The following is a 26,261-nucleotide window of genomic DNA, read 5'->3' on the forward strand; positions in this document are numbered from 1 at the left end:
ACGGAGGGCGGGGAAGGCGGGGAGGCCCGGGGCCGGGGGGCTGGGCGGAACGAGAGGCGGGAAAGCGCTTTCCGTCGGGCGCCTACTTAAGGTACGCCAGCCCGGGGTGGACGTCGGTGTAGCCCTCGACCAGCCGGCGGGCCACGTTCACCGAGTCCACCAGCGGGTGCAGCGCGAACGCCTTCACGGCCGTCGTGCGGGAGCCGGACTCGGCAGCGGCGAGCACCTCGCGCTCGACGCCCTTCACCGCGCAGACCAGGCCGGTGGCGTGCTCGGGCAGCGGGGCCACGGCGACCGGGTGCGCGCCGTTGGCGTCGACGAGGCAGGGCACCTCGATGACGGCGTCGGTGTCGAGCACCGAGAGGGTGCCCTGGTTGCGGACGTTGAGGATCAGGGTCGTGCGCTCGTCCCGGGCGATGGCCCGCATCAGGGCGAGGGCGACCTTCTCGTAGCCGCCGGAGAGGTCGTCGGCGTCGCGTTCGCCGGCGCCGGCCGTCTCCCGGTTCTCTGCCATGTAGGTGGCCTCGCGCTCGGCGCGGGTGCGGTCCCAGGTGGTCAGGGCCGCCGCGTCGGGGCGCTTCATCTCCTCGTAGAAGCGGGCCTGCTGGTCGGCGAGGAAGGCGCCGCGGGTCTTCTCGGCCTGCTGGTAGGCGCGGACGGCTTCCCGGTTGAAGTAGTAGTAGTGCAGGTACTCGTTGGGGATCGCGCCGAGGGACCGCAGCCAGTCGACGCCGAAGAGCTTGCCCTCCTCGAAGGAGCCGAGCAGGTCGGGGTCGGCGAGCAGCCGCGGGAGTTCGTCGCGTCCGGCGACGCGCAGGCCGCGGACCCAGCCGAGGTGGTTGAGACCGACGTAGTCGATCCACGCCTCCTTCGGGTCCGCGCCGAGGACGCGGGCGATCCGGCGGCCGAGGCCGACCGGGGAGTCGCAGATGCCGATGACGCGGTCGCCGAGGTGACGGGACATGGCCTCGGTGACCAGGCCGGCCGGGTTGGTGAAGTTGATGACCCAGGCGTCGGGGGCCAGGCGGGCCACCCGCCGGGCGATGTCGACGGCGACGGGGACCGTGCGCAGGCCGTAGGCGATGCCGCCGGCGCCGACCGTCTCCTGGCCGAGGACACCCTCGGCGAGAGCCACCCGCTCGTCGTGGGCGCGGCCTTCGAGGCCGCCGACGCGAATCGCGGAGAAGACGAAGTCGGCGCCGCGCAGCGCCTCGTCGAGGTCGGTGGTGGCGGTCACCTTCGGGGCGTCGGGGACGCGGGCCGCCTGCTCCTCCAGCACCTTGGCGACCGCATACAGCCTGCTGTCGTCCAGATCGTGCAGGACGACCTCCGTAACCCGCCCCTCGGCGCGGTCCGTCAGCAGCGCCCCGTACACGAGCGGCACCCGGAACCCGCCGCCGCCCAGAATCGTCAGTTTCACCCTCGCACCTTTCCTGCCACGACCACCTCTACGCCCGCCTCCTCCAAGGAGGACCGGGTCACCGGGTCGACCGGCGTGTCCGTCACCACCACGTCCAGGTCCTCGGGACCGCAGACCTTCGCCATGCCCGTACCCGGGAACTTCGCCGAGTCGGCGAGCAGGACGACCTTGTCACCGGCCTTGATCATGGCCCGTTTCACCGGCACCTCGACGACCGTCGTGTCCATCACCTGCCCGGCCGGGCGCACTCCACTGGTGCCGAGGAAGAGCCAGTCGGCGTGCAGCTGGCGCAGATTGTCCTCGGTGAGGAAGCCGACCAGGGAGCGGTACTCGCGGCGGACCATGCCGCCGAGCAGCACCAGTTCGATGCCCTCGTCGTCGGCGAGCTCCTCGTAGACCACCAGGTTGGAGGTGATCACCGTCAGGCGGCGGCCGTGCAGCTGGCGGGCCAGGCGGTAGGCGGTGGTGCCGATGTCGAGGAGCACCGACTGGCCGTCCGCGACCATCGCCGCGGCGTGCGCGGCTATCGTGTCCTTCTCGGCCACGCGCACCTCGGCCACCTCGGCGAAGGGCTGGTCACCCTCCTCCGCTACGGCGCCGCCGTGCACCCGGGTGAGCAGGCCGTCCTCCTCGAGTTTGACCAGGTCACGCCTGATCGTGGCGGGGCTCACACCCAGCTGCTCGGAGAGATCGGTCACGGCCGCGGGACCGCCTGAGCGCAGGGCCCGCAGGATGAGTTGATGTCGTCGTTCTGCCAGCACGACGTGAACACTACTCGTCATCTTCAATCAAATCCATGCTCAGTTCTGCTGAGGTATTGACCAATCTCGCCGAGGGGCGCACGATTCCGGTCACCGAATTGAAGAGTTTTGACGAGAGGATGTGCGGTGGACGACGACCGGCCCGAGGTGCTGCTCACCGGGCTGCTCTTCTACGACCTCGTCCTCACGGGGCTCGGCAAGCCGCCGACGCCCGGCGAGGAGATCTGGACGGCGGGCATGGGCTGCGGCCCCGGCGGCATCGCCAACCTCGCGGTCGCCGCGTCCCGCTTCGGCCTGCGCACCTCGCTGGCCACGGTCTTCGGCGACGACTTCTACGGCGTCCACTGCCAGGAGGTCCTCGCCGGGCAGGAGGGCGTCGACCTTGCCCTGTCCCGCGTGGCGGACGGCTGGCACACCCCCGTGACCGTCGCCCTCGCGCACGGCCACGACCGGGCGCTGGTCACCCACGGCCAGGAGCCGCCGTACTCGCAGGACCAGCTGATGGGCGACCCGCCCGAGGCGCGCACGGCCCTCGTGCACCTGGAGGCCGAACCGCGCGCCTGGCTCGCCAAGGCGGCCGCGGGCGGCACGCAGATCTACGCCGACGTCGGCTGGGACCCCACCCAGCAGTGGTCCACCGACCTCCTCGAGCAGCTCGCCCTGTGCCACGCCTTCCTCCCCAACGAGACCGAGGCGATGGCGTACACCCGCACCGACAGCGCGGTCGCCGCGCTCGGCACGCTCGCGGAGCTGGTGCCGGTGGCCGTGGTCACCCGGGGCGCCGAGGGCGCCCTCGCGGTCGACCAGACGACCGGGGAGTACGCCGGGGTCCCCGCCCTCGCCGTCGACGTCCTGGACGCGACGGGCGCCGGGGACGTGTTCGGGGCGAGCTTCGTCGCGGCCTCCCTGGGCGGCTGGCCGCTGGAGGAGCGGCTGCTGTTCGCCGTCCTGTCCGCCGGGCTCTCGGTGCAACACCACGGCGGAGCCCTCGCCGCGCCCGGCTGGTACGGCATCGACCGCTGGTGGCGCTCGGTGACCGACCCCGAGCTGAAGCGGACGTACGGCTTCCTCGCCGACCGCATCCCGGCGGACGTGGGTCCGGCCGTGCACTACGCGCCGGTCACCCCGCCCGTCCGGCTCTGACCCCGCCCGCCCCCGAACACGACACCACCTCACGCTTGCCCCTCGAATGGCACATCGTCTGCGAAGACGCGAACAGATCCGAAAGGCGGTGGGAGCTGTGCGGCTCTCCCGTAGAGGCCTGCTGCGAGCGAGCCTGGCCGGTTCGGCCGTCACGGCGCTCGGCGGCCTGGCGTCCGGCTGCGCCGTTCCGACCGGTTCGACCGGGCGGAACATGGTCCTGTGGTACTGGGACGGCGGCCTCGGCGACACGGTCGTCAAGAACGCCAAGGCCCGATACGACACCTCCGTCGACCTCCAGGCCATCAAGATCGGCGGTTACTACCGGTCGAAGCTGATCACGACGATGGCCGGCCGCGCCCACATCCCCGACATCGCGGGCCTGAAGGGCGAGGACATGGCGTCCTACCTGCCCAACGCCGACCAGTTCGTGGACCTGCGCACGCTCGGCGCGGACAAGTACAGGTCCCAGTACCTGCCCTGGAAGTGGGAGCAGGGCATCGCCGACGACGGCACGATGATCGGCTTCCCGATCGACTGCGGCCCGGTGGGGCACTTCTACCAGTACGCCGTCTTCCAGAAGGCGGGACTGCCCTACGAGCCCGCCGACGTGTCGAAGGAGCTCAACACCTGGGAGAAGTTCTTCGCGGCGGGCGAGCAGCTCAGAAAGCGGATCCCGGGTGCCTCGCTGCTCACCGACGTCAACAGCGTCTACGACAACGTGGTGAACCAGGGCAGCAAGCGTTACGTCGACAAGGACCGCCACTTCATCGGCGACCAGGAACATGTGCGCGACGCCTGGGCGCTCGCCGTCGAGGCGAAACAGCGCAAGATCGTGTCGAACCTGGTCACCGGCACCCCGGACCAGCTGTCGGCGGTGGAGGACGGCAAGCTGCCGAGCCAGCTGGGCGCCTCCTGGGCCACCAGCGACCTCAAGAACGGTGTGCCGAAGACGAAGGGCCGATGGCGGGTGGCCGACATGCCGGTGCGGCCCGCCAACAACGGCGGCTCGTTCCTGTCGATCACCAAGGCGTGCCGGGAGCCCGAGCAGGCCTTCCAGATCATCAGCTGGATGCTCGACGCGGGCAACCAGGCGCAGGGCTTCGTCGACGCGGGACTCTTCCCCTCCACCCCCGCCTCGTACGGCGCGGCGCAGCTGCGCGAGCCCGACCCCTTCTTCGGCGGCCAGGTCACGATGGATGTCTTCGGGCCCGCCGCGCAGAAGATCGTCGTCGCCTACAACAGCCCGTTCGACATCGCGCTCGGGCAGCCCATCAAGGACGAGATCAAGAACGTCGGCGTCCTCGGCAAGGACCCGAAGCAGGCCTGGAGTGACGCCATGAGCAAATGCCGGCGGATCGCGAAGCACCTGGGGGTGAGCTACTGATGGCCACCCTCCCCGCCCTGGAGAAGCCCCCGGCGGTTCTCACGGAGACACCCGTGACACAGCCCCGGAAAGGTTTCCGCAAGTACTGGCACCTCTACGCCGCGATCTCCCCTTTCTACCTGCTCTTTCTCTGTTTCGGCCTGATACCCGTCGGCTTCTCGCTCTATCTCTCGTTCCACCGCTGGGACGGCCTCGGCTCGATGGAGTGGGCGGGGCTGTCGCAGTACCAGTACCTGCTGAGCGACTCCGAGTTCTGGAGCTCGATCGGGACCACGATCGTCATCTGGGCGCTGGCCACCTTCCCCATGATCTTCCTGGCGATGGTGACGGCCGTGATGCTCAACTCGGCGGTCCGTTTCAAGAACCTCTACCGCGTTGCCTACTTCCTGCCGAACGTCACCTCGGTCGTGGCGATCGCGATCATCTTCGGTTCGGTCTTCTCCACCAACTTCGGTCTCGTCAACGCGTTCCTTCAGGCGATCGGTTTCGACCAGATCGCCTGGCTCAACACCCCGTGGGGCATCAAGGTCGCCATCGCGACACTGATGACCTGGCAGTGGACCGGTTACAACGCGATCATCTTCCTCGCCGGGCTCCAGACCATCCCGGGCGAGCTGTACGAGGCGGCGCGGATGGACGGCGCGGGCCCCGTGCAGACGTTCTTCCGGATCACGCTGCCGATGATGCGTCCGGTGCTGCTGTTCGTGCTCGTCGTGTCGACGGTCACCGGTCTGCAGAGCTTCTCCGAACCCCAGGTCCTGCTGCAGAACACCTCGAACGACTCGACGTTCTCGGGCGGGCCCGGCCACGCCGGCCGGACCATGGTCCTCTACTTCTTCCAGCAGACCTTCGACAACAACGACTTCGGCTACGGCGCCGCCGTGGCATGGGGCATCTTCCTCGTCGTCGTCCTCTTCTCGATCATCAACTGGCGTCTGGTGCAGCGCCGGGGCGAAGACTAGGAGGCCCGCTCACCATGACATCCATCCAAGAAACCAGGCCCCGGCGTACCAAGAGGATCGACGGGTCGCTGCGCAGAGGGCTGGCGCTGCACGCGAGCCTCGTCCTCGGCGTCCTGCTCTCGGCCTTCCCGTTCTACTGGGCCGTGATCATGTCGACGCACACGTCGTCGGAGATCTTCTCCTACCCGCCCAAGCTGCTGCCGGGCACCCACTTCCTGGAAAACGTCCGCAACCTTTTCGACAACATCGATTTCTTCGGCTCGATGTTCAACTCGCTGCTGGTCGCGGGTTCGGTGACGTTCCTGGTCCTGTTCTTCGACTCGCTGGCGGCCTTCGTCTTCGCCAAGTTCGAGTTCCCGGGCAAGCGGCTGCTGTTCGTGTTGCTCATGTTCATCTTCATGGTGCCGGCACAGCTCCAGGCGATCCCCCAGTTCGTGATCATGGCGAAGCTCGGCTGGATCGGCTCGATGACGGCGCTGATCGTGCCGGCGGCCGCCAACGCGTTCGGCATCTTCTGGATGCGCCAGTACATGACGGGCGCGATCCACGACGAACTCCTCGACGCCTCCCGCATCGACGGCGCGAACTTCCTGCGCCAGTACTGGCACGTGGCCCTCCCGGTGGTCCGGCCGGGCCTCGCGTTCCTCGGCATCTTCACGTTCATGGGCCAGTGGAACGACTACGCCTGGCCCCTGATCGCCCTCACCAACCCGGACAACGTGACCCTCCAGGTCGCCCTGTCCCAGCTCAACGGCACCCACGGCACCACGGACTACGGAATGGTCATGACCGGCGCACTGCTCGCCCTCGTCCCGCTGCTGATCGTGTTCGCGATCGGCGCCCGCCAGATGATCGGGGACCTCGCCAAGGGAGCGATCAAGTGAGCGATCACGTGACGGACCCGCTGCTGGCGCTGCGCCCGTGGGAGGCACCCGAGGTGACCTCCTGGGGCCGGCTGCCCATGAACGCCGTCGACCGGCGCACCGGAGCACACTCCCTGGACGGCGACTGGCGTTTTCGGTTGCTGTCCGCTCCGGACGCGCCGGTCGGCGGTCCCTGGTCGACGGCGACCGTGCCCGGCGTATGGACCATGCAGGGCACGGACGACCTTCCGCGGTATCTGAACATCCGGATGCCGTATGCGGAATTTCCTCCCCTGTCGCCGGCCGGCAATCCGACCGGGGTGTACGAGCGGGAGATCGACGTCCCCGCCGAGTGGGCAGGGCGCCGGATCGTGCTCCAGGTCGGGGCCGCCGAGAGCGTGCTGCTGGCGCACGTGGACGGGCGGCCCGTCGGCGTCTCCAAGGACTCCCATCTGGCGGCCGAGTTCGACCTGTCGAGCGTCGTGCGCCCCGGCGGGAGGTCCGTGCTGCGGCTGACGGTCGTCAAGTGGTCGGACGCCTCGCACATCGAGGACCAGGACCACTGGTGGCACGGCGGGATCACCCGCTCGGTGCTGCTGTACGCCACCGACCCGCTGCACCTGGCCGACGTGACCGTGCGGGCGGGGCAGGACGGTGAACTGCGCGTCGACTGCCAGGTACGGCGCGCCGGCGGCGGGGCGCTGCCCGAGGGCTGGTACGTCAGCGGGGACCTGGACGGGCTGCCGGTGACCCAGGACGCCGCGTTCGACCTGGCCAACGCCGAGGACGAGCGTGTCTCCGACTTCCTCGGCGAGGCCCGGCTGACCGCACGCGTGCCCGAGGTGCGCACCTGGACGGCCGAGACGCCCGAGCTGTACGGCCTGACGGTCCGGCTGCACCGCGCCGACGGCACCGTCGCCGACACCTCCCGGCACCGCGTCGGCTTCCGCGACGTCGAGATCGTCGGCCGGGACCTGCTGGTCAACGGCGAGCGGATCTTCGTCCGGGGCGTCAACCGGCACGACTTCCACCCGCTGACGGGGCGGACGGTGTCGTACGACGACATGCGCGCGGACCTGGTCCTGCTCAAGCGTTTCGGCTTCAACGCGATCCGCACCGCCCACTACCCCAACGACCCGACGCTGTACGACCTGGCCGACGAAATCGGTTTCTACGTCGTCGACGAGGCGGACATCGAGTCGCACGACCACGCCCACGAGATCGCCGACGACCCGCGCTATCTGAACGCCTTCGTCGACCGGGTCTCGCGCATGGTGCTGCGCGACAAGAACCATCCGTCGGTCATCATCTGGTCGCTGGGCAACGAGTCCGACTACGGCGCGAACCACGACGCGGCCGCCGGCTGGGTGCGCCGGCACGATCCGACCCGGCCGCTGCAGTACGAGGGGGCCGCCAAGCGCGGCTGGGCGGATCCGGGGCTCGCCTCCGACATCGCCTGCCCGATGTACGCGCCGCTGGAGGACTGCGTCGCGCACGCGCTGTCCGGGCAGCAGACCAAGCCGCTCATCCAGTGCGAGTACTCCCACGCGATGGGCAACAGCAACGGCACGCTGGCCGACCACTGGGCCGCCATCGAGGCAACCCCGGGTCTTCAGGGCGGGTTCATCTGGGAGTTCTGGGACCACGGAATCCTTCAGTCCGTGAACGACGGAAGACCGGTCGGGCGTGGGGGCGCCGGGCTCTACGACAACGGTGTCGCCGCACCCGGGTACCGCTGGGCGTACGGCGGCGACTTCGGCGAGAAGGACCATGACGGCGCGTTCATCGCCGACGGCGTCGTCTTCCCGGACCGCACTCCGAAGCCGGTGATGTACGAACACCGTGAGCTCGCCGCGCCCCTGCGGCTCCAGGGCTTCCGGCACGAGGGGCTGGTCCTCTCCAACCACCAGCACTTCCGCGGCCTGGAGTGGCTCGCCGGCGAGTGGGAGCTGTCTCTCGCCCACGGCGGGACGCTCACCGCGACGGCCGAGCTGCCCGACCTGCGGCCGGGCGAGACGACCGTGGTGCCGCTGCCGTTCGCGCTGCCCGAGGACGGCGGCGAGGCATGGCTGACGCTGCGGGTGACGACGGCGCAGGACCTGCCGTGGGCGCCGCGCGGCACGGAGGTGTGCGCACCGCAGGTGCAGCTCCGAGCGGCCGCTCCGGCCGAGGAACCGGTGGGATCCGGTCGGGTCGAGATCGACGCCGACGGACTCCTCGTCCACCCTCTGCTGACCGCCGCGCCCACGCTGTCGCTGTGGCGGGCGCCCACCGACAACGACGAGCTGGGCGGGATGGCGCTGCGCTGGCGGACGTGGGGCCTGGACTCCCTCGTGCGCAAGCTGCTCTCGGTCCACCAGGAGGGCGACGGGGTGAGCGTGCTCTCCGAGTACGCCGGCACCACCGGCGTCGTCCGGCACCGGCAGGTGTTCACGCCGGTGGAGGGCGGGGTGCGGATCGACGAACAGGCCGAGCTGCCCGAGGAGTTCGACGACGTCGCGCGGGTCGGCTCGGTCTTCGAGACGGTCGCGGGGCTGGACCTGCTGGAGTGGTTCGGGCAGGGCCCCTGGGAGTCGTACCCGGACCGCAGCGGTGGCGCGCCGGTGGGCCATCACTCGGTCCCCGTCGACGAGTTGTTCACGCCGTACCTGCGTCCGCAGGAGAGCGGGGGCCGGCACGGGGTGCGGCGCTTCACGCTCTCGGCGCCGGACGCCACCGGCCTCGCCGTCACGCTGGACGAGCCGCGCCAGGTCTCCGTCACGCGGTACCGCGCCGAGGACCTGACCGCCGTCTCCCACCATGACGAACTCGTCCCGCGCGCCGGCTGCGTGGTGCACCTCGACGCGGCGCACCGCGGCCTCGGCACGGCATCGTGCGGGCCCGACACCTTCCCCTCCTACCTCGTCGCACCGGGCGTCCACCGCTGGAGCTGGACCCTGCGCGTTCTTTAGAACTTCCTCTCCCGGCAACGGACTTCCTTACGGAGCACACATGTGTACTTCGCATGCCCACGATTGCGGCGAAGCCGCGCAGGCCGGTGCCGGAAGACGCGGTTTCCTCCGCGCCACCGCGCTGCTCGGCGCCGCCGCCACGGCCGGCATCGCCCTGCCGGCCACCGCCGAGGCCGCCTCCGTCGAGGCGGCCTCGGCCAAGACCTGGCGTCCCGACCCCGACAGCCGCCGCTTCACGCTCGCCGTCATGCCCGACACGCAGTACCTCTTCGACGGCCCGAGCATCGACAAGGCGCCGGTCGAGGCGTCGCTGCGCTATCTGCTGGAGCACGGCAAGGACGAGAACATCGTGTTCCTGTCCCACCTGGGCGACCTCACCCAGAACGGGACGAAGGACGAAGTCACCGCGATCAGCGAGGCGTTCGGGCTGCTGGACCGGCGCGGGGTCGGCTACAGCGTGCTGGCCGGCAACCACGACGTGAAGTCGTCGACGACCGACCAGCGCGGCGCGACCCCGTACCTGGAGGCGTTCGGTCCCCAGCGCTTCCGGGGGAAGTCCACGTTCGGCGGGGCCTCCCCCGACGGCTACAACTCGTACCACCTGTTCCGGGCGGGCGGCCGGGAGTGGATGGTGCTGGCGCTGGACTGGCGGTTGTCGGACCAGGGCTACGCCTGGGCCGCCGGCGTCCTCGCCAAGCACCCGAGGACTCCGGTCGTCCTGACCACGCACGAACTGGTCGTCGAGGACGACTCCCTCTCGGCCTACGGGCAGCAGTTGTGGGACCGGCTGATCGAGGACCACGACCAGATCTTCCTCACCCTCAACGGGCACTACTGGCCGGCCGGCCGGGCCACGCGCAAGAACGCGGCGGGACACGACGTCCACCTGCATCTGACGAACTATCAGAACCGTTACTTCGGCGGTGCGGCGATGATCCGCCTCTACCGCTTCGACCTCGACCGCGACGTGATCGACGTGGAGACCGTCTCCCCGTGGATCCTGGGCCGGGCCGCGAAGGGGCTCAACGAGCTGGAGCGGCAGGAGATCGAACTGAGCGGCGACGCCGACCGGTTCTCCGTCGACATCGACTTCACCGAGCGTTTCTCCGGCTTCGCCCCGGTGCCGGCCCGGGCCGCGCGTCCCGCCTCCAAGGTCGTCATCTCGGGCACGGTCGCCTACTGGCGCTTCGACGGGCACGCCGACGCCACGACCGTGTCCGGCACCGTCCGTGACCTGTCCGGGCGCGGCAACGACCTCACCGTCGTCCCGGTCGGCGGCGGTACCCTCGGCTGGTCGTCCGACCACCACCCCGACCAACCCGGGCACGGCAGCCTGGAGTTCCAGGGTTTCAAGTCCCCGCTGAAGGGGGCGTACCTGCGCACCGTCGACGGCGCGCCGCTCAACTCGGCCACGTTCAGGGACGGTTACACCATCGAGGCGTTCTACCGCCTTCCGGCGGACTGGGACCCCTCGCACCACGCGTGGTCAGGACTGGTCAGCCGGACGGGAACGGGCGGCGCCGCGGGCAAGACCGGCGACGACCCCGACGAGCCGCTTGCCACCCTCTCCCTCTCCAACGACCGGGAGCCGCAGTGGGCGATGCGCCCGCTGAACCAGGAGGGCATCGCCACCAACTGGGGGCAGGAGACGCCGCTGGAGACCTGGTGGCACCTCGCGGTCGTCAACGACGGCCGGCACACCACGCTGTACGTCGAGGGCTGCCCGGTCGTGCGCAACCCGAAGGCGGCGTCCGTCGGCATCACCTCCGTCGGGCTGCCGTGGCTGCTCGGCGGCTACGAGTACGGCGGCGCGATCGACCAGATCCTGCACGGCCGCCTCGGCGACGTCCGCATCGTCGAGCGGGCGCTGCCCGTGACCTCCTTCATGAACCACTGACGCCCTCGAAGAGGACGAAGAACCATGACCGAGCAGCAACTGCCCGTCTGGGCCGACCCTTCCGTCTCCCCCGCCGCTCTCGACGCCCAAGGCGTGTCGAGACGTCAACTCCTGCGCCGTGCCGGTCTGTTCGGGGCCGCGTTCGCGCTCGGCGGGGCGGCCACCCCGGCCGTCGCCGCCACCGGCCACGGCTACGGCGGCGAGGACCCGTGCCTCGCCTACCTCGTCGGCGACCACCATGTGCACTCGGTGTACAGCCACGACGCGAAGTACACCTTCTCCCAGCAGGCGCGGGCCGCCGCCCGGTACGGGCTCGACTGGATGGTGTTCAACGAGCACTCCAACTTCGGGCACGCCCACTACGGCGCCGCCATGGAGCACCAGGAGATCCTCAAGGCCCGCGCCGAGAACCCGCGCCAGCTGATCTTCCAGGGCCTGGAGTGGTACATCCCGGCCGCCGAGCACTGCACGGTGTTCGCCGCGCCCGGCCCGCACGAGGTCGACCTGCTCACGCAGTTCGAGCTCGCCTACGACGGCAAGCTGCTCGGGTACACCGAGGGCTCCGCCGGCGCGGCCGACACCGCCCGCAACGAGGCGCACGCCGTCAAGGCGATCAAGTGGCTGGCCGAACAGCGCCGTTCTGGCTACGTCGACGACGTCCTCGTCCTCGCCAACCACCCGCTGCGCCTCGGCATCGACTCCCCGCACGAGATGCGGGGCTGGCGCGACGCGGCCCCCGAGATCATGATCGGCATGGAGGGCGCGCCCGGTGCCCAGGGCGCGGCGATCCCCGGCTGGCGTGGCAGCACGTCCATCCGCGGCGAGTACGAGAACAAGCCGTCCGCGCAGTCCTGGGCGGGCTACCCGGCGGACGCCTACCTCACGTACGGCGGCTTCGACTGGGCGACGGCGACCGTCGGCGGCCTGTGGGACTCGATGCTGGCCGAGGGCCGGCTGTTCTCGATCACCACCAACTCCGACAACCACCGCACCGTCTTCGACACCTGGAAGAACGGCGACTGGCCGGCCGGGCAGAACTTCGACAACACCGGCAGGCTGCCCGACCCGGTGAACACGGACGCCCCTCAGCCGGGCAGCGACTTCTGGCCGGGCCAGTTCAGCCGCACCCATGTGGGCGTGACCCGGTACGGCTACCGGGCGGTGATGACGGGGCTGCGCGAGGGCCGCGTGTGGCTCGACCACGGGCATCTGCTCGACGGGCTCGAGGTCCGGCTGCGGCGGGAGCACAGCAGCGGCCGGGGCGTCACGCTCGGCGGCCGGCTGCGGGTACGCAGAGGCGAGAAGCTCACCCTGAACATCACCGTCACCACCGCCTCCCGGCCCAACCCCCAGGGAATCCTGCCGGAGTTGGCGCACCTGGACGTCATCCGGGGCGCGGTGCGCGGCGCGGTGTCCGACCGCGACACGTGGAAGGCGCCCGACACGAAGGTCGCCCACACGACGCAGGTGAGCGGCCGCAAGGGCACGTACACCCTGCGCGTCCCGCTCACCGTGGGTGAGGAGTCCTTCTACGTCCGCCTGCGCGGCAGCGACGGCAACCGGAACGGAACCGGTTACCTGGGCGCTTCCGTGGACCCCCACGGCCCGATCCCCCACGAGCCGGGCAACGGCGACCCGTGGGCCGACACCTGGTTCTACTCCAACCCGATCTTCGTCGACGTCGTCAGCTGAAGGTTTCAGAGGGGCGCGGGGAACTGCGCGACCAGCCACGTACGGTCCGCAGTTCCCCACCTTCTTCAGCCCCGACGGCGCTGAACGGCTGAAGCGGCGCAGCCTCCCCTCACGCGTAGAACCGCGACAGGCTCTGCAGCACCGCCGCAGGCTTCGCGCCCCCCTCGATCTCGATCGCCCCGTCGACGGTGATCTGCACCCCACCGGGCACGTCCTCGACCTCGGTCAGCTTGCCGACCAGCCGAATCCGCGAGCCGACCTTCACCGGCGAGGGGAAACGGACCTTGTTCAGCCCGTAGTTGACCTTGGTCGTGACCCCCTCGACGTCCAGGAGCTCGGTGAAGAGCGGGATGAACAGGGAGAGGGTCAGGTAGCCGTGGGCGATCGGCGCCCCGAAGGGCCCTTCCTTGGCCCGCTCGGGGTCCACGTGGATCCACTGGTGGTCCCCGGTCGCGTCGGCGAACGTGTCGATGCGCTCCTGGGTGACCTCGATCCACTCGCTGGTGCCCAGGTCGCTCCCGGCCAGCTTCTTCAGCTCGTCGATGCCGTTGACGGTGATGCTCATATGCCGTTCCTCACAGGGGAGTTGTTCAGGATTTGGTGCCGAACCGGGAACGCACCCGGGACTTCAGGAGCTTTCCGGAGGCGGTACGCGGAAGTTCGTCCGCCACCACCACCGACTTGGGGATCTTGTACTTGGCGAGGCGGCCCGCCAGAGACGCGAGCACCTCGTCGGGATCCAGCGCAGCGCCCTCGCGGGGCACGACGACCGCACGCGGCACCTCGCCCCACTTGTCGTCGGACACGCCGATGACCGCGCACTCGACGATGTCGGGGTGGGCGAGGAGCAGGTCCTCGATCTCGGCGGGGTAGATGTTCTCCCCACCCGAGATGATCATGTCCTTGATGCGGTCGACGATGTGCACATAACCGTCCTCGTCGACGCGGGCCGCGTCCCCGCTGCGGAACCAGCCGTCGGCGAAGGAGGCGGCCGTCTCCTCGGGCAGCCCCCAGTAGCCGGGCATGACGTGCGGCCCGCGCACGACGACCTCGCCGGTCTCGCCGACCTCGACCGGGGCGAGGTCGGGGCGCAGGACGCGTACGTCGCTGAAGAAGTGCGGGACGCCGGCCGAGCCCGCCTTGCTGATCGAGTGCTCGGCGTCCAGGAACAGGGTGCCGGGCGAGGCCTCGGTCATGCCGTAGCCCTGGAGGAAGGTCAGTCCGCGTGCCTGGTAGGCGGCGATCAGCGGCGTCGACACCGGGGAGCCGCCGCAGGTCAGGATCCGCAGCGACGACAGGTCCGCGTCCGCCCAGCGGGGATGCCGGGCGACCTGCTCGAACATCGTCGGCACCCCGAACATGAAGGTGATCCGGTGCCGCGCGATCAGGTCGAACGTGGCGTCCGGGTCGAAGGCCTCGACCAGGACGCAGCAGCCGCCCTTGAGGAGCACCGGCAGGGTCAGCATGTTCAGGCCGGCCGTGTGGAACAACGGCGCGGAGACCAGGGCGCGTTCGTCGGCGATCAGGTCGGTGTCGACGAGGACGTTGATCGCGTTCCAGGTGAGGTTGCCGTGCGTGAGCATGGCGCCCTTGGGGCGGCCGGTCGTGCCCGAGGTGTACATGATGATGCAGGTGTCGTCGGGGGTGACCGGCGTGTCGATCGGTTCGTCGGAGGCGTCGCCGAGCGCCTCCTCGTATTCGGCGCCGACCTCGAGGTAGGCCCGGACGTCCGTGTTCCCGGGCAGTCCAGCGACCAGGCCGGCGTGCGTGGGGCCGTAGACGAGGGCCTTGGCGCCGGAGTCGGCGAGCTGGTAGGCGATCTCGGGGCCGGCGAGGCGGGTGTTCAGGGGGACGAACACCGCGCCGAGGGTGCCGGCGGCGAACAGGGTCTCCAGGTAGGAGGGGTGGTTCGGGCCGAGGTAGGCGATGCGGTCGCCGCGCCGCGCGCCCCGGGCGCGCAGGGCGTGGGCCAGGCGCGTGGTGCGTGCGTACAGCGTGCGGTAGTCCGTCGACCGTTCACCGTGGACCAGGGCGGTGCGGTGCGGGGTCTTGCGGGCCCGGCGTGCGGGCCATGACCCCAGTCCCTCGTTGCGCATCTTCCATGCCCCTTACGGTGTGGTCAGCCCGAGGAGCCGAGCGGCGTTCTCCTTGAGGATCTTCGGCTTCACCTCGTCCTTGATCGTCAGCTTGTCGAAGTCGGCAAGCCAGCGGTCGGGGGTGAGGACGGGGAAGTCGGAGCCGAAGAGGACCTTGTCCTTCAGCAGCGTGTTGGCGTACTGCACGAGCTGCGGCGGGAAGTACTTCGGCGACCAGCCGGACAGGTCGATGTGCACGCCCGGCTTGTGGGTGGCGACGGCCAGGGCCTCGTCCTGCCAGGGGAAGGACGGATGCGCCAGGATGATCTTGAGGTGGGGGAAGTCGGCGGCGACGTCGTCCACGTGCAGCGGGTTGGAGTACTTCAGCCGGATCCCGCCGCCGCCCGGGACGCCCGCTCCGATGCCGGTCTGGCCGGTGTGGAACAGGGCGATGGTCCCCGTCTCCTCGATGACCTCGTAGAGGTCGTACGCGACCGAGCGGTCGTTGGGGAAGAAGCCCTGGATGCTGGGGTGGAACTTGAAGCCCTTCACCCCGTACTCCTCGACCAGGCGGCGGGCCTGCCGCACACCCGCCTTGCCACGGAAGGGGTCGATGGAGGCGAACGGGATGAGGACGTCGGCGTTGGCGGCGGCGGCCTCGGCGACCTCCTCGTTGGGGACGGGCGCGGTGCCGGTCGCGGACTCGGCGTCCACCGTGAAGATCACGGCGGCCATCTTCCGCTCCCGGTAGTAGCGGGCCGTCTCCTCCAGGGTCGGCTTCCGCTTGCCCTCGACCTTGAAGTAGGCGGAGGAGGCATCGTGCAGGTCGTCGTCGAGCGAGGAGTGGCCCTTGGAGGACACCTCCGCGTGCGTGTGGACGTCGATCGCGACGAGTTCCTCGACGTCGATGGTCGCCATGGTCAGGCCTCCGGGAACTTCGGGGCGGGGATGCCGACGCTCTGGAGCTCGGCGCCCACCGAGGTGGGGAAGGCGTCGGCCAGGGTCTCGGGGGTCCAGCCGCCGTCGGCGTAGGCCGCGCGGATCTCCTGCGGATGCGACCAGAGTGCCACCTTGTCGCCGCCGATGCCGATGGCCTGGCCGGTGATGGTCCGGGCGGCCTCGGAGGCCAGGAAGGGCACGAGGGCCGCGCAGTCCTCGGGGGTGCCGAAGCCCTCGCCCTTGCGCAGGAAGTCCGGCAGCGGCTCGCCGTTCTTCAGCGCCTCGACGTAGGGGGCGAAGGCGGGGATGGTCTCGGTCATCGCGGTGGCGGCGACCGGCACGATCGCGTTGACGGTGATGTTCGCGCGGCCCAGTTCCATGGACCAGGTGCGGGCGAACGCGGCGATGCCGGCCTTGGCGGCGGCGTAGTTCGTCTGACCGAAGTTGCCGCGCTGGCCGGCCGGGGAGCCGACGAGGATCAGCGTGCCGCCCTCGCCCTGCTCGCGCATCCGCACGGCGGCGGCGCGGGCGCAGGTGAAGGTGCCCTTGAGATGGGTGGCGATCACCGCGTCGAAGTCGTCGTCGGTCATCTTCCACAGCACCTTGTCGCGCAGGATGCCCGCGTTGGTGACCAGGATGTCGAGCCGCCCGAACTCCGCCACGGCCCGGTTCACCAGCCGCTCGGCGGCCTCGGTCGTGCCGACCGGCACCACCTCGGCGACGGCCGTGCCGCCGGCCTCGGTGATGGACTTCACGGCTTGCTCGGCGACCGCCTCGTCGACGTCGTTGACGACCACGGCGGCGCCGTGGGCGGCGAGGGCGTGCGCGTAGGCGAGGCCGAGGCCCCGGCCGCTGCCGGTGACGACGGCGACCTTGCCGGTGAGATCGATGCTGGGCACGACGGTGTCCCTTCACATGGGTGCACATACGTGCACATGGGTTCGCGCGGGTTCGCGTGGGGTGCGGCTTCGCGTCGCTTGGAGCGCGACTTCGAGATCGAAGCTAAGAGCAATAATTGTTGTCGTCAATAGTTGTTGTCGACCTATGGGGTGCGTCATGCTGGAATCAGTACGACGCACCACCCCCGGAACACGACGCACCGCCCCGGAAGGGGACCGAGCCCAGGGAGCCCGCCATCGCCCGCCAGGACAACGCAGTGAACGCCGCGCCGATCGACGCGGACGAGCCATGGATGCGCGAGCTGCACGCGGACACCGGCTACCTGCTCTACCGCCTGGGGCTGCGCTCGGGTCAGTTGTTCAACACGTTCCTCCAGGAGTCGGGGCTGCGCCTGCGCCACTACGCGGTGCTGCGCTTCCTCGCCACCTCCGAGGGCGCCCTCCAGCGTGAGCTGAGCACCCGGCTCGGCTACGACCCCAGCGCGATCGTCGGGCTGGTCGACGACCTGGAGAAGCTGGGCTTCGCCGAGCGCCGCCCGGCCCCGGACGACCGCCGCAGCCGGATCGTCGTCCTCACCGAGGACGGCCGCGCCTTCCTGCGCGGCACCGACGAGGCGGGCCTGCGAGTGACGAACGAACTGCTGGACCCCCTCGACCCCGCCGACCGCGCCACCCTGCACACGCTGCTGATGCGCATCGCCGGGGACGGACTCGCCTGACGCAGTGAGGAGTTGCTGATGGACCGGGACGCCCTCGCCATGACTTCCCGTTCCGCGCCGGACCGGCTGCTGGCCGTGCTCGCCGCCTTCGACCACACGCATGCCGCGTTGTCGCTGACCGACATCAGCCGCCGCGCCGGGCTGACCCTCAGCACCGCGCACCGACTGGTGGGCGCGCTGACGGAGTGGGGCGCCCTGGAACGGGACGCGTCCGGCGTCTACCACGTGGGGCTGCGGCTGTGGGAGATAGCGGCGCTGGCGCCGCGCGGCCTGGCGCTGCGCCAGGTCGCGCTGCCCTATCTGGAGGACCTGTACGAAGCCACCCACGAAAACGTGCAGTTGGCGGTGCGGGACGGGTCCGAGGTCGTCTACACCGAGTGGCTGTCGGGGCGTTCGGCGGTCGGTGTGCACATCCGGGTGGGCGCCCGATGGCCGCTGCACGTCACCGGCGTCGGGCTCGCACTGCTCGCGCACGGCGAGACGGAGCTCCAAGAGACCTACTGCGCCCGGCCGTTGGTGCCCTACACGGCCCACACCATCACCGATCCGGCGCGGTTGCGCCGGGTACTGGCCGAAGTACGGCGTACGGGTGTGGCAGTGAGCAGCCGTCAGGTCACCGAGGACGCCCTGTCGGTGGCCGCTCCGGTGCGCGGTCCGGGCGGCGCGGTGGTGGCGGCCGTGTCGGTCGTCGTGCCGCACGCCGACGCGGCCGTCCCGGTGCTGGCGCCTGCGGTGCGGCTCGCGGCGCGCGGGATCTCGCGGGCCCTGGGCTGGCAGCCGGAGGGCCGACCCGAGTGAGCCCGCCGCCGGGACTGACGGTCACGGGTTCCCCCGGCGAGAATGCCCACCCATGATCGAGATCGGTTCACCGGGCCCGGAGGATCGCGCCGCCTGGGAAGTGCTGGCGCGCGGCTACCGGATTTCATTCGCAGTGCATCGGCCTTCAGGCCGGTGGTGAAGCGAATCTGACAGTGGCGACGCGGAGCGTCGCAGACTCAGGTCCGGCGGAGCCGGAACCGGCTCGTGACGGTGACGGATCGTTCACACGTTCCCGATGACGACGCGGGTTCGACGTGCCTAGTGTGATCGTCATGCAGCTCCGGTACAGCTTCCGCGTGTACCCCGACGCCACTCAACAGGGTGCGCTGGTCAGGGCGTTCGGGTGTGCCCGTGTCGTGTTCAACGACGCCGTGCGGGCCCGTGAGGACGCCCGTCGGGCCGGGCAGCCGTTCCCGACGGCCGGTCAGCTGTCCCGGAAGCTGGTCACCGAGGCGAAGCGGACGGCCGGGCGGTCCTGGCTGGGTGAGGTGTCCGCGGTGGTGCTCCAGCAGTCTCTGCGGGACGCCGAGACGGCGTACCGCAACTTCTTCGCCTCCCTCAAGGGCGCCCGCAAGGGCCCGAGACTGGGTGCGCCGCGGTTCAAGTCCCGCAGGGACGCCCGGCAGTCCATCCGGTTCACCGCCAACGCCCGCTGGAGCATCACCGACAGTGGCCGTCTGAACCTGCCGAAGATCGGCGCGGTGAAGGTGAAGTGGTCCCGCGCCCTGCCCGCCGCACCTTCCTCCGTCACCGTCGTCAAGGACGCCGCGGGCAGATTCTTCGCCTCCTTCGTCATCGACACCGACCCCGCCGCCGACGTGACGCGAATGCCCGACACCGACCGCACCATCGGCATCGACCTCGGCCTCACCCACTTCGCCGTCCTGTCCGACGGCACGAAGATCGACTCCCCGCGCTTTCTGCGGCGCGCGGAGAAGAAACTGAAGGAGGCCCACAAGGAGCTGTCCCGCAAACAGAAGGGATCCAAGAACCGGGCCAAGGCCCGCCTGAAGGTCGCCCGCGCCCACGCCAAGGTCGCTGACGCACGCCGCGAGTTCCACCACCAGCTCTCCACACAGCTGATCTGCGAGAACCAAGGGATCGCCGTGGAGGACCTGGCAGTGAAAGCGCTGGCACGTACCCGGCTGGCCAAGTCCGTTCACGACGCGGGCTGGTCGTCATTCGTGCACATGCTGGAGTACAAGGCGCAGCGGTACGGCCGCACGCTGGTGAAGATCGGCCGGTTTGAGCCGACCTCCCAGACCTGCTCTGCCTGCGGCGCCGTGGACGGGCCCAAACCCCTGAACGTCCGGGAATGGACCTGTACCGCCTGCGGCACGGTCCACGACCGGGACCACAACGCCGCGATCAACGTGAAGACGGCCGCCGGACTGGCGGTGTCGGCCTGCGGAGCGCCGGTAAGACCAGAATCCGTTCTGGCACAGCGCGAAGAAACAGGAAGCCACGGATTCCCGACCGAACCGCGTGCCGCGTAGCGGCACAGCAACCAGTCAGGGAAGGCCTGAATCCTCGGGCTTCAGCCCGAGGAGCAAGTCAAGACTACCCGCTCACGTAACCCTCGCGGCTCTCGCCCCTTTCGCGGCCCTCGCGCGGCGCTCGTGACGGGGCGAGCGCCGCGGCTGCACGCGTTTGGGCGGTTTCAAATCGTGAACTTCCCCGTGAGGATGGGACTTTCCTTGTTTTAAGTCTTGACGGCCTTCGGGACGGAGAGCACATTGGGCCCACTTTGAGAGCGCTCTCAAAGTGCTCTCGAAGTCACCCGCGCACCTCCCCCGTACCCGAGAGGCACCCCCATGAGTGCAACCTCCGGCATACCCAGACGGCGACGCGCGCTCGTCGCCGTACTCAGCACGCTCGGGCTGGCGGCCGCAGCGGCGGCGGCCGTCACCCTGCCCGCGAACGCCTCCGCGCCCACGCCCCCGTCCGGCTGGACGCAGGTCTTCCTCGACGACTTCACCGGCGCCGCGGGCACCGGCGTCAACACCTCCAACTGGCAGTACAGCACCGGGACTTCGTATCCGGGCGGGCCGGCCAACTGGGGCACCGGCGAGGTCGAGACGATGACCAACAGCACCAGCAACGTCTCACTCGACGGCAACGGCAACCTGCGCATCACCCCGCTGCGCGACTCGGCCGGCAACTGGACCTCGGGCCGCATCGAGACCAAGCGCACCGACTTCCAGCCGCCGTCCGGCGGCAAGCTGCGGGTCGAGGCCCGGCTGCAGATGCCCAATGTGACCGGCACCGCCGCCGAGGGCTACTGGCCGGCGTTCTGGACGCTCGGCGCGCCGTACCGGGGCAACTACCAGAACTGGCCGGGCGTCGGCGAGCTGGACATCATGGAGAACGTCCAGGGCCTGAACAAGGTGTGGGCGACGATGCACTGCGGCACCAACCCGGGCGGCCCGTGCAACGAGACCACCGGCATCGGCAACTCCGTCGCGTGTCCGAACACGACCTGTCAGTCCGGCTTCCACACCTACGCCATGGAGTGGGACCGCTCGGTGACTCCGGAGGCGATCCGCTTCTACGTCGACGGTGTCAACTACCACACGGTCACCGCGAACCAGGTCGACGCGACGACCTGGACGAACGCCACCAACCACGGCTACTTCGTCATCCTGAACGTCGCGATGGGCGGGGCGTTCCCGGACGCCTTCGGCGGCGGCCTGGACGCCGCCACCGAGCCGGGTCACCCGATGGTGGTGGACTACGTGCAGGTGCTCCAGGCGGCCGGCAGCGGCGGCGGCACCACCCCGCCGCCGTCCGGCAGCCGGGACGCCTACGGCACGATCCAGGCCGAGTCCTACGACAGCCAGTCGGGCACGGCCACCGAGGCCACGACCGACACCGGCGGCGGCCAGGACATCGGCTCCCTCGCGAACGGCGACTGGGCACTGTTCAAGGCCGTCAACTTCGGTTCCACGGCGGCGACCCAGTTCAACGCGCGGGTCGCGAGCGGTGCGGCCGCAGGGGTGAGCGGACTGGTCGAGGTGCGCCTCGACAGCCGTACGGCACCGCCCATCGGAAGCTTCTCGGTGGCCAACACCGGTGGCTGGCAGTCCTGGCGGACGATCCCCGCGAACATCAGCTCGGTCACCGGCACGCACGACGTCTATCTGACCTTCACCAGCGGCCAGTCGGCGGACTTCGTGAACGTCAACTGGTTTACCTTCGGTCACTGAGCAACTCCCCAGCGACGCTGGGTGGTTGACCTTCACGCATAGGTCAACCCCTAGCGTCGCCGTCATGCCGAACTCCACCACGGGCCTGGAGGTCCGCCTCCGCACCCGCCCCACCGGACTCCCCGTCCCCGACGACTTCGAACTCGTCGAGGCGCCCGTCCCCGATCCGGCCCCCGGCCAGGTCCTCGTCCGCAATCTGTTCATGTCGCTCGATCCCGCCATGGCCTGGCTGGCGGCGGGCGAACCCGGGCTCCCCCTGCCGCGCTACGAGCTCGGCGAGGTCCCTTACGGGGACGCCGTCGGTGAGGTGACCGCCTCCGCGGATCCCTCGCTCGCCGAAGGGGACCTGGTGGTGCACCGGCTCGGGTGGCGGGAGTACGCCCTCGCCCCGGCCGGGGCACTGCGCCGGGTCGACCGGGCCGCCTACCCGAGCCCGTCCCTGTACCTGGGCTTCGGCCTGGTCGCCTACGTCGGACTCATGGAGATCGCCCGGCTCCGGCCCGGCGACACGGTGTTCGTCTCCAGCGCGGCCGGGGCGACCGGTGGCATGGCCGGTCAGATCGCCCGGCTCAAGGGCGCGGCCCGGGTGGTCGGCAGCGCGGGCACCCCGGGGAAGGTCGCCCATCTGACCGGGCGGCTCGGCTTCGACGCGGCGTTCGACCGTCACGACGGCCGCGTCGTCGACCGGCTGCGCGAGGCCGCCCCCGACGGCATCGACGTCTATTTCGACAACGTGGGCGGCGAGCAACTGCGGGCCGCCGTCGAGGTGATGAAACCGCACGGCCGGATCGCGGTGTGCGGCGCCCTGAACCGGCAGTGCGGCGGCCGGCCCGACTCCGGCCTCGAGGACCTGCTCCCGGTGCTCGCCAAACGCCTCACTCTGCGCGGTTTCACCCTCTCCGAACACCTCGGCAGAGCGGCGGAGTTCGGGGAGCAGTTCCGCGGCTGGCTGCGCGACGGCGCGATCCACTACGACGAGACGGTGATCGACGGCCTGGCGAACGCTCCGCAGGCCCTCGCCGATCTCCTGCGCGGCACGTTCACGGGGAAGACGGTGGTACGACTGGGGAGTTGACGTCGACGTACCCATACACCGCACCTCGATTTGGGAGTTGACCGTCATGCTGATCGGAGACCTGGCCGCACGGACCGGGACCACGACCCGCGCCCTGCGCTACTACGAGGAGCAGGGGCTGCTGGAGTCCGAGCGGACGGCGGCCGGTTACCGCGTGTACGGGCCGGCCGCTCAGACCCGGGTGAGCAACGTCCGCGACCTGCTCGCCTCCGGGTTCACGGTGGAGAACGTCAAGTCCTTCGTCCGTTACCTCGACAGCGACCTGCCCGAGGTGTTCGCGTACACGGAGGCGTGCGCCGCCAACTACGCGGTGGGTGCCCGGCGGGTGGCCGAACTCCAGGAGCGCATCGAGGCGTTGATCCGGATGCGGGACACGCTCGTGCGGCGGATGCCGTGGCTGGACGAGGTCAGCCGACGGCCGGGGCCCGGGGTGCGAACGGGGCCGTGAGGTGCGTCCGGGCGAGCTTGCGGAAGGCGGTCACCAGGCGGCCGCGATCGCCGGCGCGGGTCGCCAGGACAACATGGCTCGGCTCGACACCTTCGAGAGGAACGCTGGTGAGGTCGGGGCGCAGGACGAACCCGGGGGCGGCTGCCGACACGGCCACCGTCTGTCCCGCCGCGACGAGTTCGAACTTGTCCTCGACCTCGTCCACGTACGGCCCGTCCGGCACCGGCAGCCCGTCGGGGCGCGGTTCGAGGCGCCAGAACGCGCTCCAGGCGGGGGCGGATCCCCGTACCCGGGGCATGGGTTCGCCGGCGAGGTCGTCGACGGTGACGGACTCCTTGCCGGCCAGCCGGTGGTCGAGGGGGACGACCAGGATGCGGGGTTCGTCGTAGAGAACGGTTACGTGCAGCCCCTCCGTCGGGAACGGAAGCCGGGCCACCATGGCGTCCACCCGGTGGTCGAGCAGGGCCTGGGGCAGTTCGTGCCAGGCCAGGTGCAGGGTGCGGACGTCGGCGTCGGGGTGCCTGCGGCGCAGTTCGCGTACGGCCGGAGTGACGATGGTGGCCGTGACGTAGCCGACGGTGAACCGGCTGGGCTCGGCGGCGGCGCGCGTGAAGGTGGTGGCCTCGGCGGCCGAGCGCAGCAGCGCCCTGGCATGGGGCATGAAGACCTCACCCGCCGCGGTGAGCCGGGTGCCGCGCGGGGTGCGGTCCAGTAGCCGCGCCCCCAACTGCTGCTCCAAACGGCGCACTTGGCGGCTCAGGGACGGCTGGGTGACGTGCAGGGCGAGGGCGGCGCGGCCGAAGTGCCCGTGCTCGGCGACGACGGTGAAGTAGCGCACCAGCCGCAGGTCGAGGTCGGCCACAGGGGTGGGACCGGTGCCGGGGTCGGGGTCGGGCATGGCACAAGGGTACCCGTCGACCGCTGTCGATGGCCGTCGGCAGCTGTGCGGCCGGGCTGCTGGACCTGTGGTGATGCCTGAAACGTATTGCTCGATGCGATACAGGCCTTGGACCCGGACGGCCCCTCCTTCGGAGGATGGAGGCACGAAACCCCTTACGGAAACCACTCAAGGAGTGCGCTGTGCGCGTGTTCATCACCGGCGCGACCGGGTTCATCGGTTCCGCCGTCGTCCGGGAACTCATCGGCGCCGGACACCAGGTCGTGGGCGTGGCCCGTTCGGACGCGGGCGCCGCGTTCCTCACCTCCGCGGGCGCCGAGGTGCACCGCGGCGACCTCGCCGACCCCGACGGGCTGCGCCGCGGTGCGGCCACCGCCGACGGTGTCGTCCACCTGGCCTTCCAGCACGACTTCGCGAACTTCGAGGCCTCCGCCCGCGCGGAGCGGCGGGCCATCGAGATGCTGGGCGAGGAACTCGCGGGCTCCGACCGGCCGTTCGTCGTCACCTCCGGCACCGCGGGCCTGCCGCCGGGCCAAGTGGGCACGGAGGACGACGGGTTCGTCGCCGACTCGCCCGCGGCGGCGCGGATGCCCACCGAGGCGGTGGCCCTCGCCTTCGCCGCACGGGGCGTCCGCGTCTCGGCGGTCCGCCTCGCGCCCTCGGTGCACGGCGCCGGCGACCACGGCTTCGTGCCGCGGCTGATCGACCTAGCCCGCCAGCGGGGCGTCTGCGCGTACGTCGGCGACGGCGCCAACCGCTGGCCCGCCGTGCACCGGCTCGACGCGGCCCGGTTGTACCGTCTCGCCCTGGAGTCGGCCCCGGCGGGCACCCGGCTGCACGGCGTCGACGACGAGGGCGTGCCGTTCCGCGACATCGCCACCGTCATCGGCCGCCACCTGGACCTGCCGGTCACCGCGATCCCCGCCGCCGAGGCGGACGCCCACTTCGGCTGGCTGGGCATCCTCGCCGGCCGTGACATCCCCGCGTCCAGCACCCGGACGCGCAAGCTGCTGGACTGGCATCCCGAACAGCCCTCCCTCATCGCCGACTTGGACGAGGGGCACTACTTCGGGCAGGGGGCGGCGCGGGCCTGACACCGCGTCACACGCCACACGGGGCGCACCCCGGTCGGTCTCAGCGCAGTTCGGCGCGGAAGGCCACCGGGGTGTGTCCCGTGTGCAGTTGGAAGAACTTGGAGAAGTTCGCCGGGTCGGGGAAGCCCACGGCCGCGCCGACCCGGCCGATCGGCAGGTCCGTGTGAGCCAGGAGCCGCTTCGCCTCCAGGACGACCCGCTTGTCGATGAAGCCCTTGGGCGTCTCACCGGTGGCCGAGCGGACCGCGCGCACCAGGGTGCGACGGGAGTAGCCGAGGGCGTCGGCATAGGCGCTGACGCTGTGGTTGGTGGCGAAGTCCTTCTCGACGGCGTCCCTGAAGAGCGTGAAGGTGGTGTCGGCCTGGCGGCGCGCCGCCTCCGCGCCGCTCGCCGCGAGGTGCGCCAGCCGCAGCAGGAACGCGGTCAGCGAGTGCCGCAACACCGCCGTGTGCAGACTGACGGGCAGGGTGCCGTCGGCGCCGCCGTCGTCGTACTCCCCCTGGAGGTGGGTCAGGGCCGCGCGCAGGCCCGCGAGCTCCCGTTCCCGCGGGTGCAGCAGCGGCGGCAGGTCGTAGCGGTACAGGCCGGTGGCCTCGACGGTGGCACGGGGCAGAAAACCGGGCTGCATGGTCAGGACCGTTCCGCGGTACTCGCTCGACTTCGAGAAACGGTGGACCTGGCCCGGGCGGATCCACAGCACGTCGCCGGCCGTCGCCTCGTACTCGGCGAAGTCGATCATGTGGCGGACGGGGCCGTCGTCGAAGAGCATCACGACGTGGAAGTCGATGCGGTGCACGCGGTCCAGCGGCGCGTCGTCCGCGTGCCAGGTGCGGCCGGCCCCCATGAGGCCCACCTGCATGCCGACGCCGCCGACGCTCAGCTCGACCGGGAAGGGGAACGTTCTGATCCCGTCAACGCCGCCGTCACCGTCTCCGTCTTGGATGGTTCTGTCCACCATGTCCTTCTCGCGCCGCCCCGGCCACGCCGTCCGTGTCCCACTTTCACCACAGGCTGAC

22 protein-coding genes are annotated in these 26,261 nt (G+C 70.5%); 14 read left to right on the forward strand and 8 right to left on the reverse strand.

What is annotated here, in order from left to right:
* Window positions 1-82: 82 nt before the first annotated feature.
* A complete protein-coding gene (locus tag B5557_RS07235; RefSeq protein WP_079658340.1) occupies window positions 83-1,420 on the reverse strand; it encodes a 6-phospho-beta-glucosidase in 1,338 nt (445 codons plus the stop codon).
* A complete protein-coding gene (locus B5557_RS07240) occupies window positions 1,417-2,181 on the reverse strand; it encodes a DeoR/GlpR family DNA-binding transcription regulator (RefSeq protein WP_079658341.1) in 765 nt (254 codons plus the stop codon). The genes B5557_RS07235 and B5557_RS07240 overlap by 4 nt, the downstream gene beginning before the upstream one ends.
* Window positions 2,182-2,307: 126 nt before the next feature.
* Between B5557_RS07240 and B5557_RS07245 the strand changes: the two genes are divergently transcribed.
* The 7 genes from B5557_RS07245 to B5557_RS07275 all read left to right on the forward strand — a co-directional run bounded on the left by B5557_RS07245 (window position 2,308) and on the right by B5557_RS07275 (window position 13,073).
* A complete protein-coding gene (locus B5557_RS07245) occupies window positions 2,308-3,324 on the forward strand; it encodes a carbohydrate kinase family protein (RefSeq protein ID WP_079658342.1) in 1,017 nt (338 codons plus the stop codon).
* A gap of 97 nt (window positions 3,325-3,421) precedes the next feature.
* The gene (locus tag B5557_RS07250) at window positions 3,422-4,708 is read left to right on the forward strand and encodes an ABC transporter substrate-binding protein (RefSeq protein WP_079658343.1); all 1,287 of its coding nucleotides are present in this window, start codon (window positions 3,422-3,424) and stop codon (window positions 4,706-4,708) included.
* Complete coding sequence (locus tag B5557_RS07255; RefSeq protein WP_079658344.1) at window positions 4,708-5,670, forward strand: carbohydrate ABC transporter permease; 963 nt, start codon at window positions 4,708-4,710, stop codon at window positions 5,668-5,670. Before B5557_RS07250 ends, B5557_RS07255 begins: the two co-directional genes overlap by 1 nt.
* A 14-nt stretch (window positions 5,671-5,684) precedes the next feature.
* A complete protein-coding gene (locus B5557_RS07260) occupies window positions 5,685-6,554 on the forward strand; it encodes a carbohydrate ABC transporter permease (RefSeq protein WP_079658345.1) in 870 nt (289 codons plus the stop codon).
* An 8-nt stretch (window positions 6,555-6,562) separates the two neighbouring features.
* Window positions 6,563-9,484, forward strand: a complete 2,922-nt coding sequence (locus B5557_RS07265) for a glycoside hydrolase family 2 TIM barrel-domain containing protein (protein WP_079664641.1) — start codon at window positions 6,563-6,565, stop codon at window positions 9,482-9,484.
* A 40-nt stretch (window positions 9,485-9,524) separates the two neighbouring features.
* Complete coding sequence (locus B5557_RS07270) at window positions 9,525-11,381, forward strand: LamG-like jellyroll fold domain-containing protein (RefSeq protein WP_079658346.1); 1,857 nt, start codon at window positions 9,525-9,527, stop codon at window positions 11,379-11,381.
* Window positions 11,382-11,405: 24 nt separating this feature from the next.
* A complete protein-coding gene (locus B5557_RS07275; RefSeq protein ID WP_079658347.1) occupies window positions 11,406-13,073 on the forward strand; it encodes a histidinol-phosphatase in 1,668 nt (555 codons plus the stop codon).
* A gap of 109 nt (window positions 13,074-13,182) precedes the next feature.
* Here the strand turns inward: B5557_RS07275 and B5557_RS07280 are convergent, their stop codons facing one another.
* From B5557_RS07280 to B5557_RS07295, 4 genes are read right to left on the reverse strand one after another with little or no spacing between them, the layout of a single operon-like run.
* A complete protein-coding gene (locus B5557_RS07280; RefSeq protein ID WP_079658348.1) occupies window positions 13,183-13,638 on the reverse strand; it encodes a MaoC family dehydratase in 456 nt (151 codons plus the stop codon).
* A gap of 25 nt (window positions 13,639-13,663) precedes the next feature.
* Window positions 13,664-15,169, reverse strand: coding sequence for an acyl-CoA synthetase (locus tag B5557_RS07285; protein ID WP_079658349.1), 1,506 nt, complete (start codon window positions 15,167-15,169; stop codon window positions 13,664-13,666).
* Between the two features lie 12 nt (window positions 15,170-15,181).
* On the reverse strand, window positions 15,182-16,057 hold the full coding sequence (locus B5557_RS07290; RefSeq protein ID WP_079664642.1) for an amidohydrolase family protein: 876 nt from the start codon (window positions 16,055-16,057) through the stop codon (window positions 15,182-15,184).
* Window positions 16,058-16,068: 11 nt separating this feature from the next.
* Window positions 16,069-16,986, reverse strand: coding sequence for an SDR family oxidoreductase (locus tag B5557_RS07295; RefSeq protein ID WP_079658350.1), 918 nt, complete (start codon window positions 16,984-16,986; stop codon window positions 16,069-16,071).
* A gap of 293 nt (window positions 16,987-17,279) precedes the next feature.
* Here B5557_RS07295 and B5557_RS07300 point away from each other — a divergent pair, with 293 nt between their 5' ends.
* The 6 genes from B5557_RS07300 (at window position 17,280) to B5557_RS07325 (ending at window position 23,253) form a co-directional block, all read left to right on the forward strand.
* Window positions 17,280-17,705, forward strand: a complete 426-nt coding sequence (locus tag B5557_RS07300) for a MarR family winged helix-turn-helix transcriptional regulator (RefSeq protein WP_079664643.1) — start codon at window positions 17,280-17,282, stop codon at window positions 17,703-17,705.
* 39 nt (window positions 17,706-17,744) lie between these two features.
* Complete coding sequence (locus tag B5557_RS07305) at window positions 17,745-18,503, forward strand: IclR family transcriptional regulator (RefSeq protein ID WP_079664644.1); 759 nt, start codon at window positions 17,745-17,747, stop codon at window positions 18,501-18,503.
* A gap of 293 nt (window positions 18,504-18,796) precedes the next feature.
* Window positions 18,797-20,020, forward strand: coding sequence for an RNA-guided endonuclease InsQ/TnpB family protein (locus B5557_RS07310; protein WP_079664645.1), 1,224 nt, complete (start codon window positions 18,797-18,799; stop codon window positions 20,018-20,020).
* Window positions 20,021-20,338: 318 nt separating this feature from the next.
* Entirely contained in the window at window positions 20,339-21,730 is a 1,392-nt protein-coding gene (locus tag B5557_RS07315) for a glycoside hydrolase family 16 protein (protein WP_079658351.1), read from the forward strand.
* 64 nt (window positions 21,731-21,794) lie between these two features.
* Complete coding sequence (locus tag B5557_RS07320) at window positions 21,795-22,805, forward strand: NADP-dependent oxidoreductase (RefSeq protein WP_079658352.1); 1,011 nt, start codon at window positions 21,795-21,797, stop codon at window positions 22,803-22,805.
* Window positions 22,806-22,851: 46 nt separating this feature from the next.
* The gene (locus tag B5557_RS07325; RefSeq protein ID WP_079658353.1) at window positions 22,852-23,253 is read left to right on the forward strand and encodes a MerR family transcriptional regulator; all 402 of its coding nucleotides are present in this window, start codon (window positions 22,852-22,854) and stop codon (window positions 23,251-23,253) included.
* On the opposite strand, the gene B5557_RS07330 is transcribed toward B5557_RS07325, so the two are convergent.
* On the reverse strand, window positions 23,213-24,151 hold the full coding sequence (locus B5557_RS07330) for a LysR family transcriptional regulator (RefSeq protein ID WP_079658354.1): 939 nt from the start codon (window positions 24,149-24,151) through the stop codon (window positions 23,213-23,215). The two genes, B5557_RS07325 and B5557_RS07330, sit on opposite strands and share 41 nt — an antisense overlap.
* A 182-nt stretch (window positions 24,152-24,333) precedes the next feature.
* Between B5557_RS07330 and B5557_RS07335 the strand changes: the two genes are divergently transcribed.
* Window positions 24,334-25,245, forward strand: coding sequence for an SDR family oxidoreductase (locus B5557_RS07335; protein ID WP_079658355.1), 912 nt, complete (start codon window positions 24,334-24,336; stop codon window positions 25,243-25,245).
* 40 nt (window positions 25,246-25,285) lie between these two features.
* Here the strand turns inward: B5557_RS07335 and B5557_RS07340 are convergent, their stop codons facing one another.
* On the reverse strand, window positions 25,286-26,203 hold the full coding sequence (locus B5557_RS07340) for a helix-turn-helix domain-containing protein (protein ID WP_079658356.1): 918 nt from the start codon (window positions 26,201-26,203) through the stop codon (window positions 25,286-25,288).
* Between the last annotated feature and the right edge of the window lie 58 nt (window positions 26,204-26,261).

The organism is Streptomyces sp. 3214.6 (genome assembly GCF_900129855.1).
Lineage (GTDB): Bacteria > Actinomycetota > Actinomycetes > Streptomycetales > Streptomycetaceae > Streptomyces > Streptomyces soliscabiei.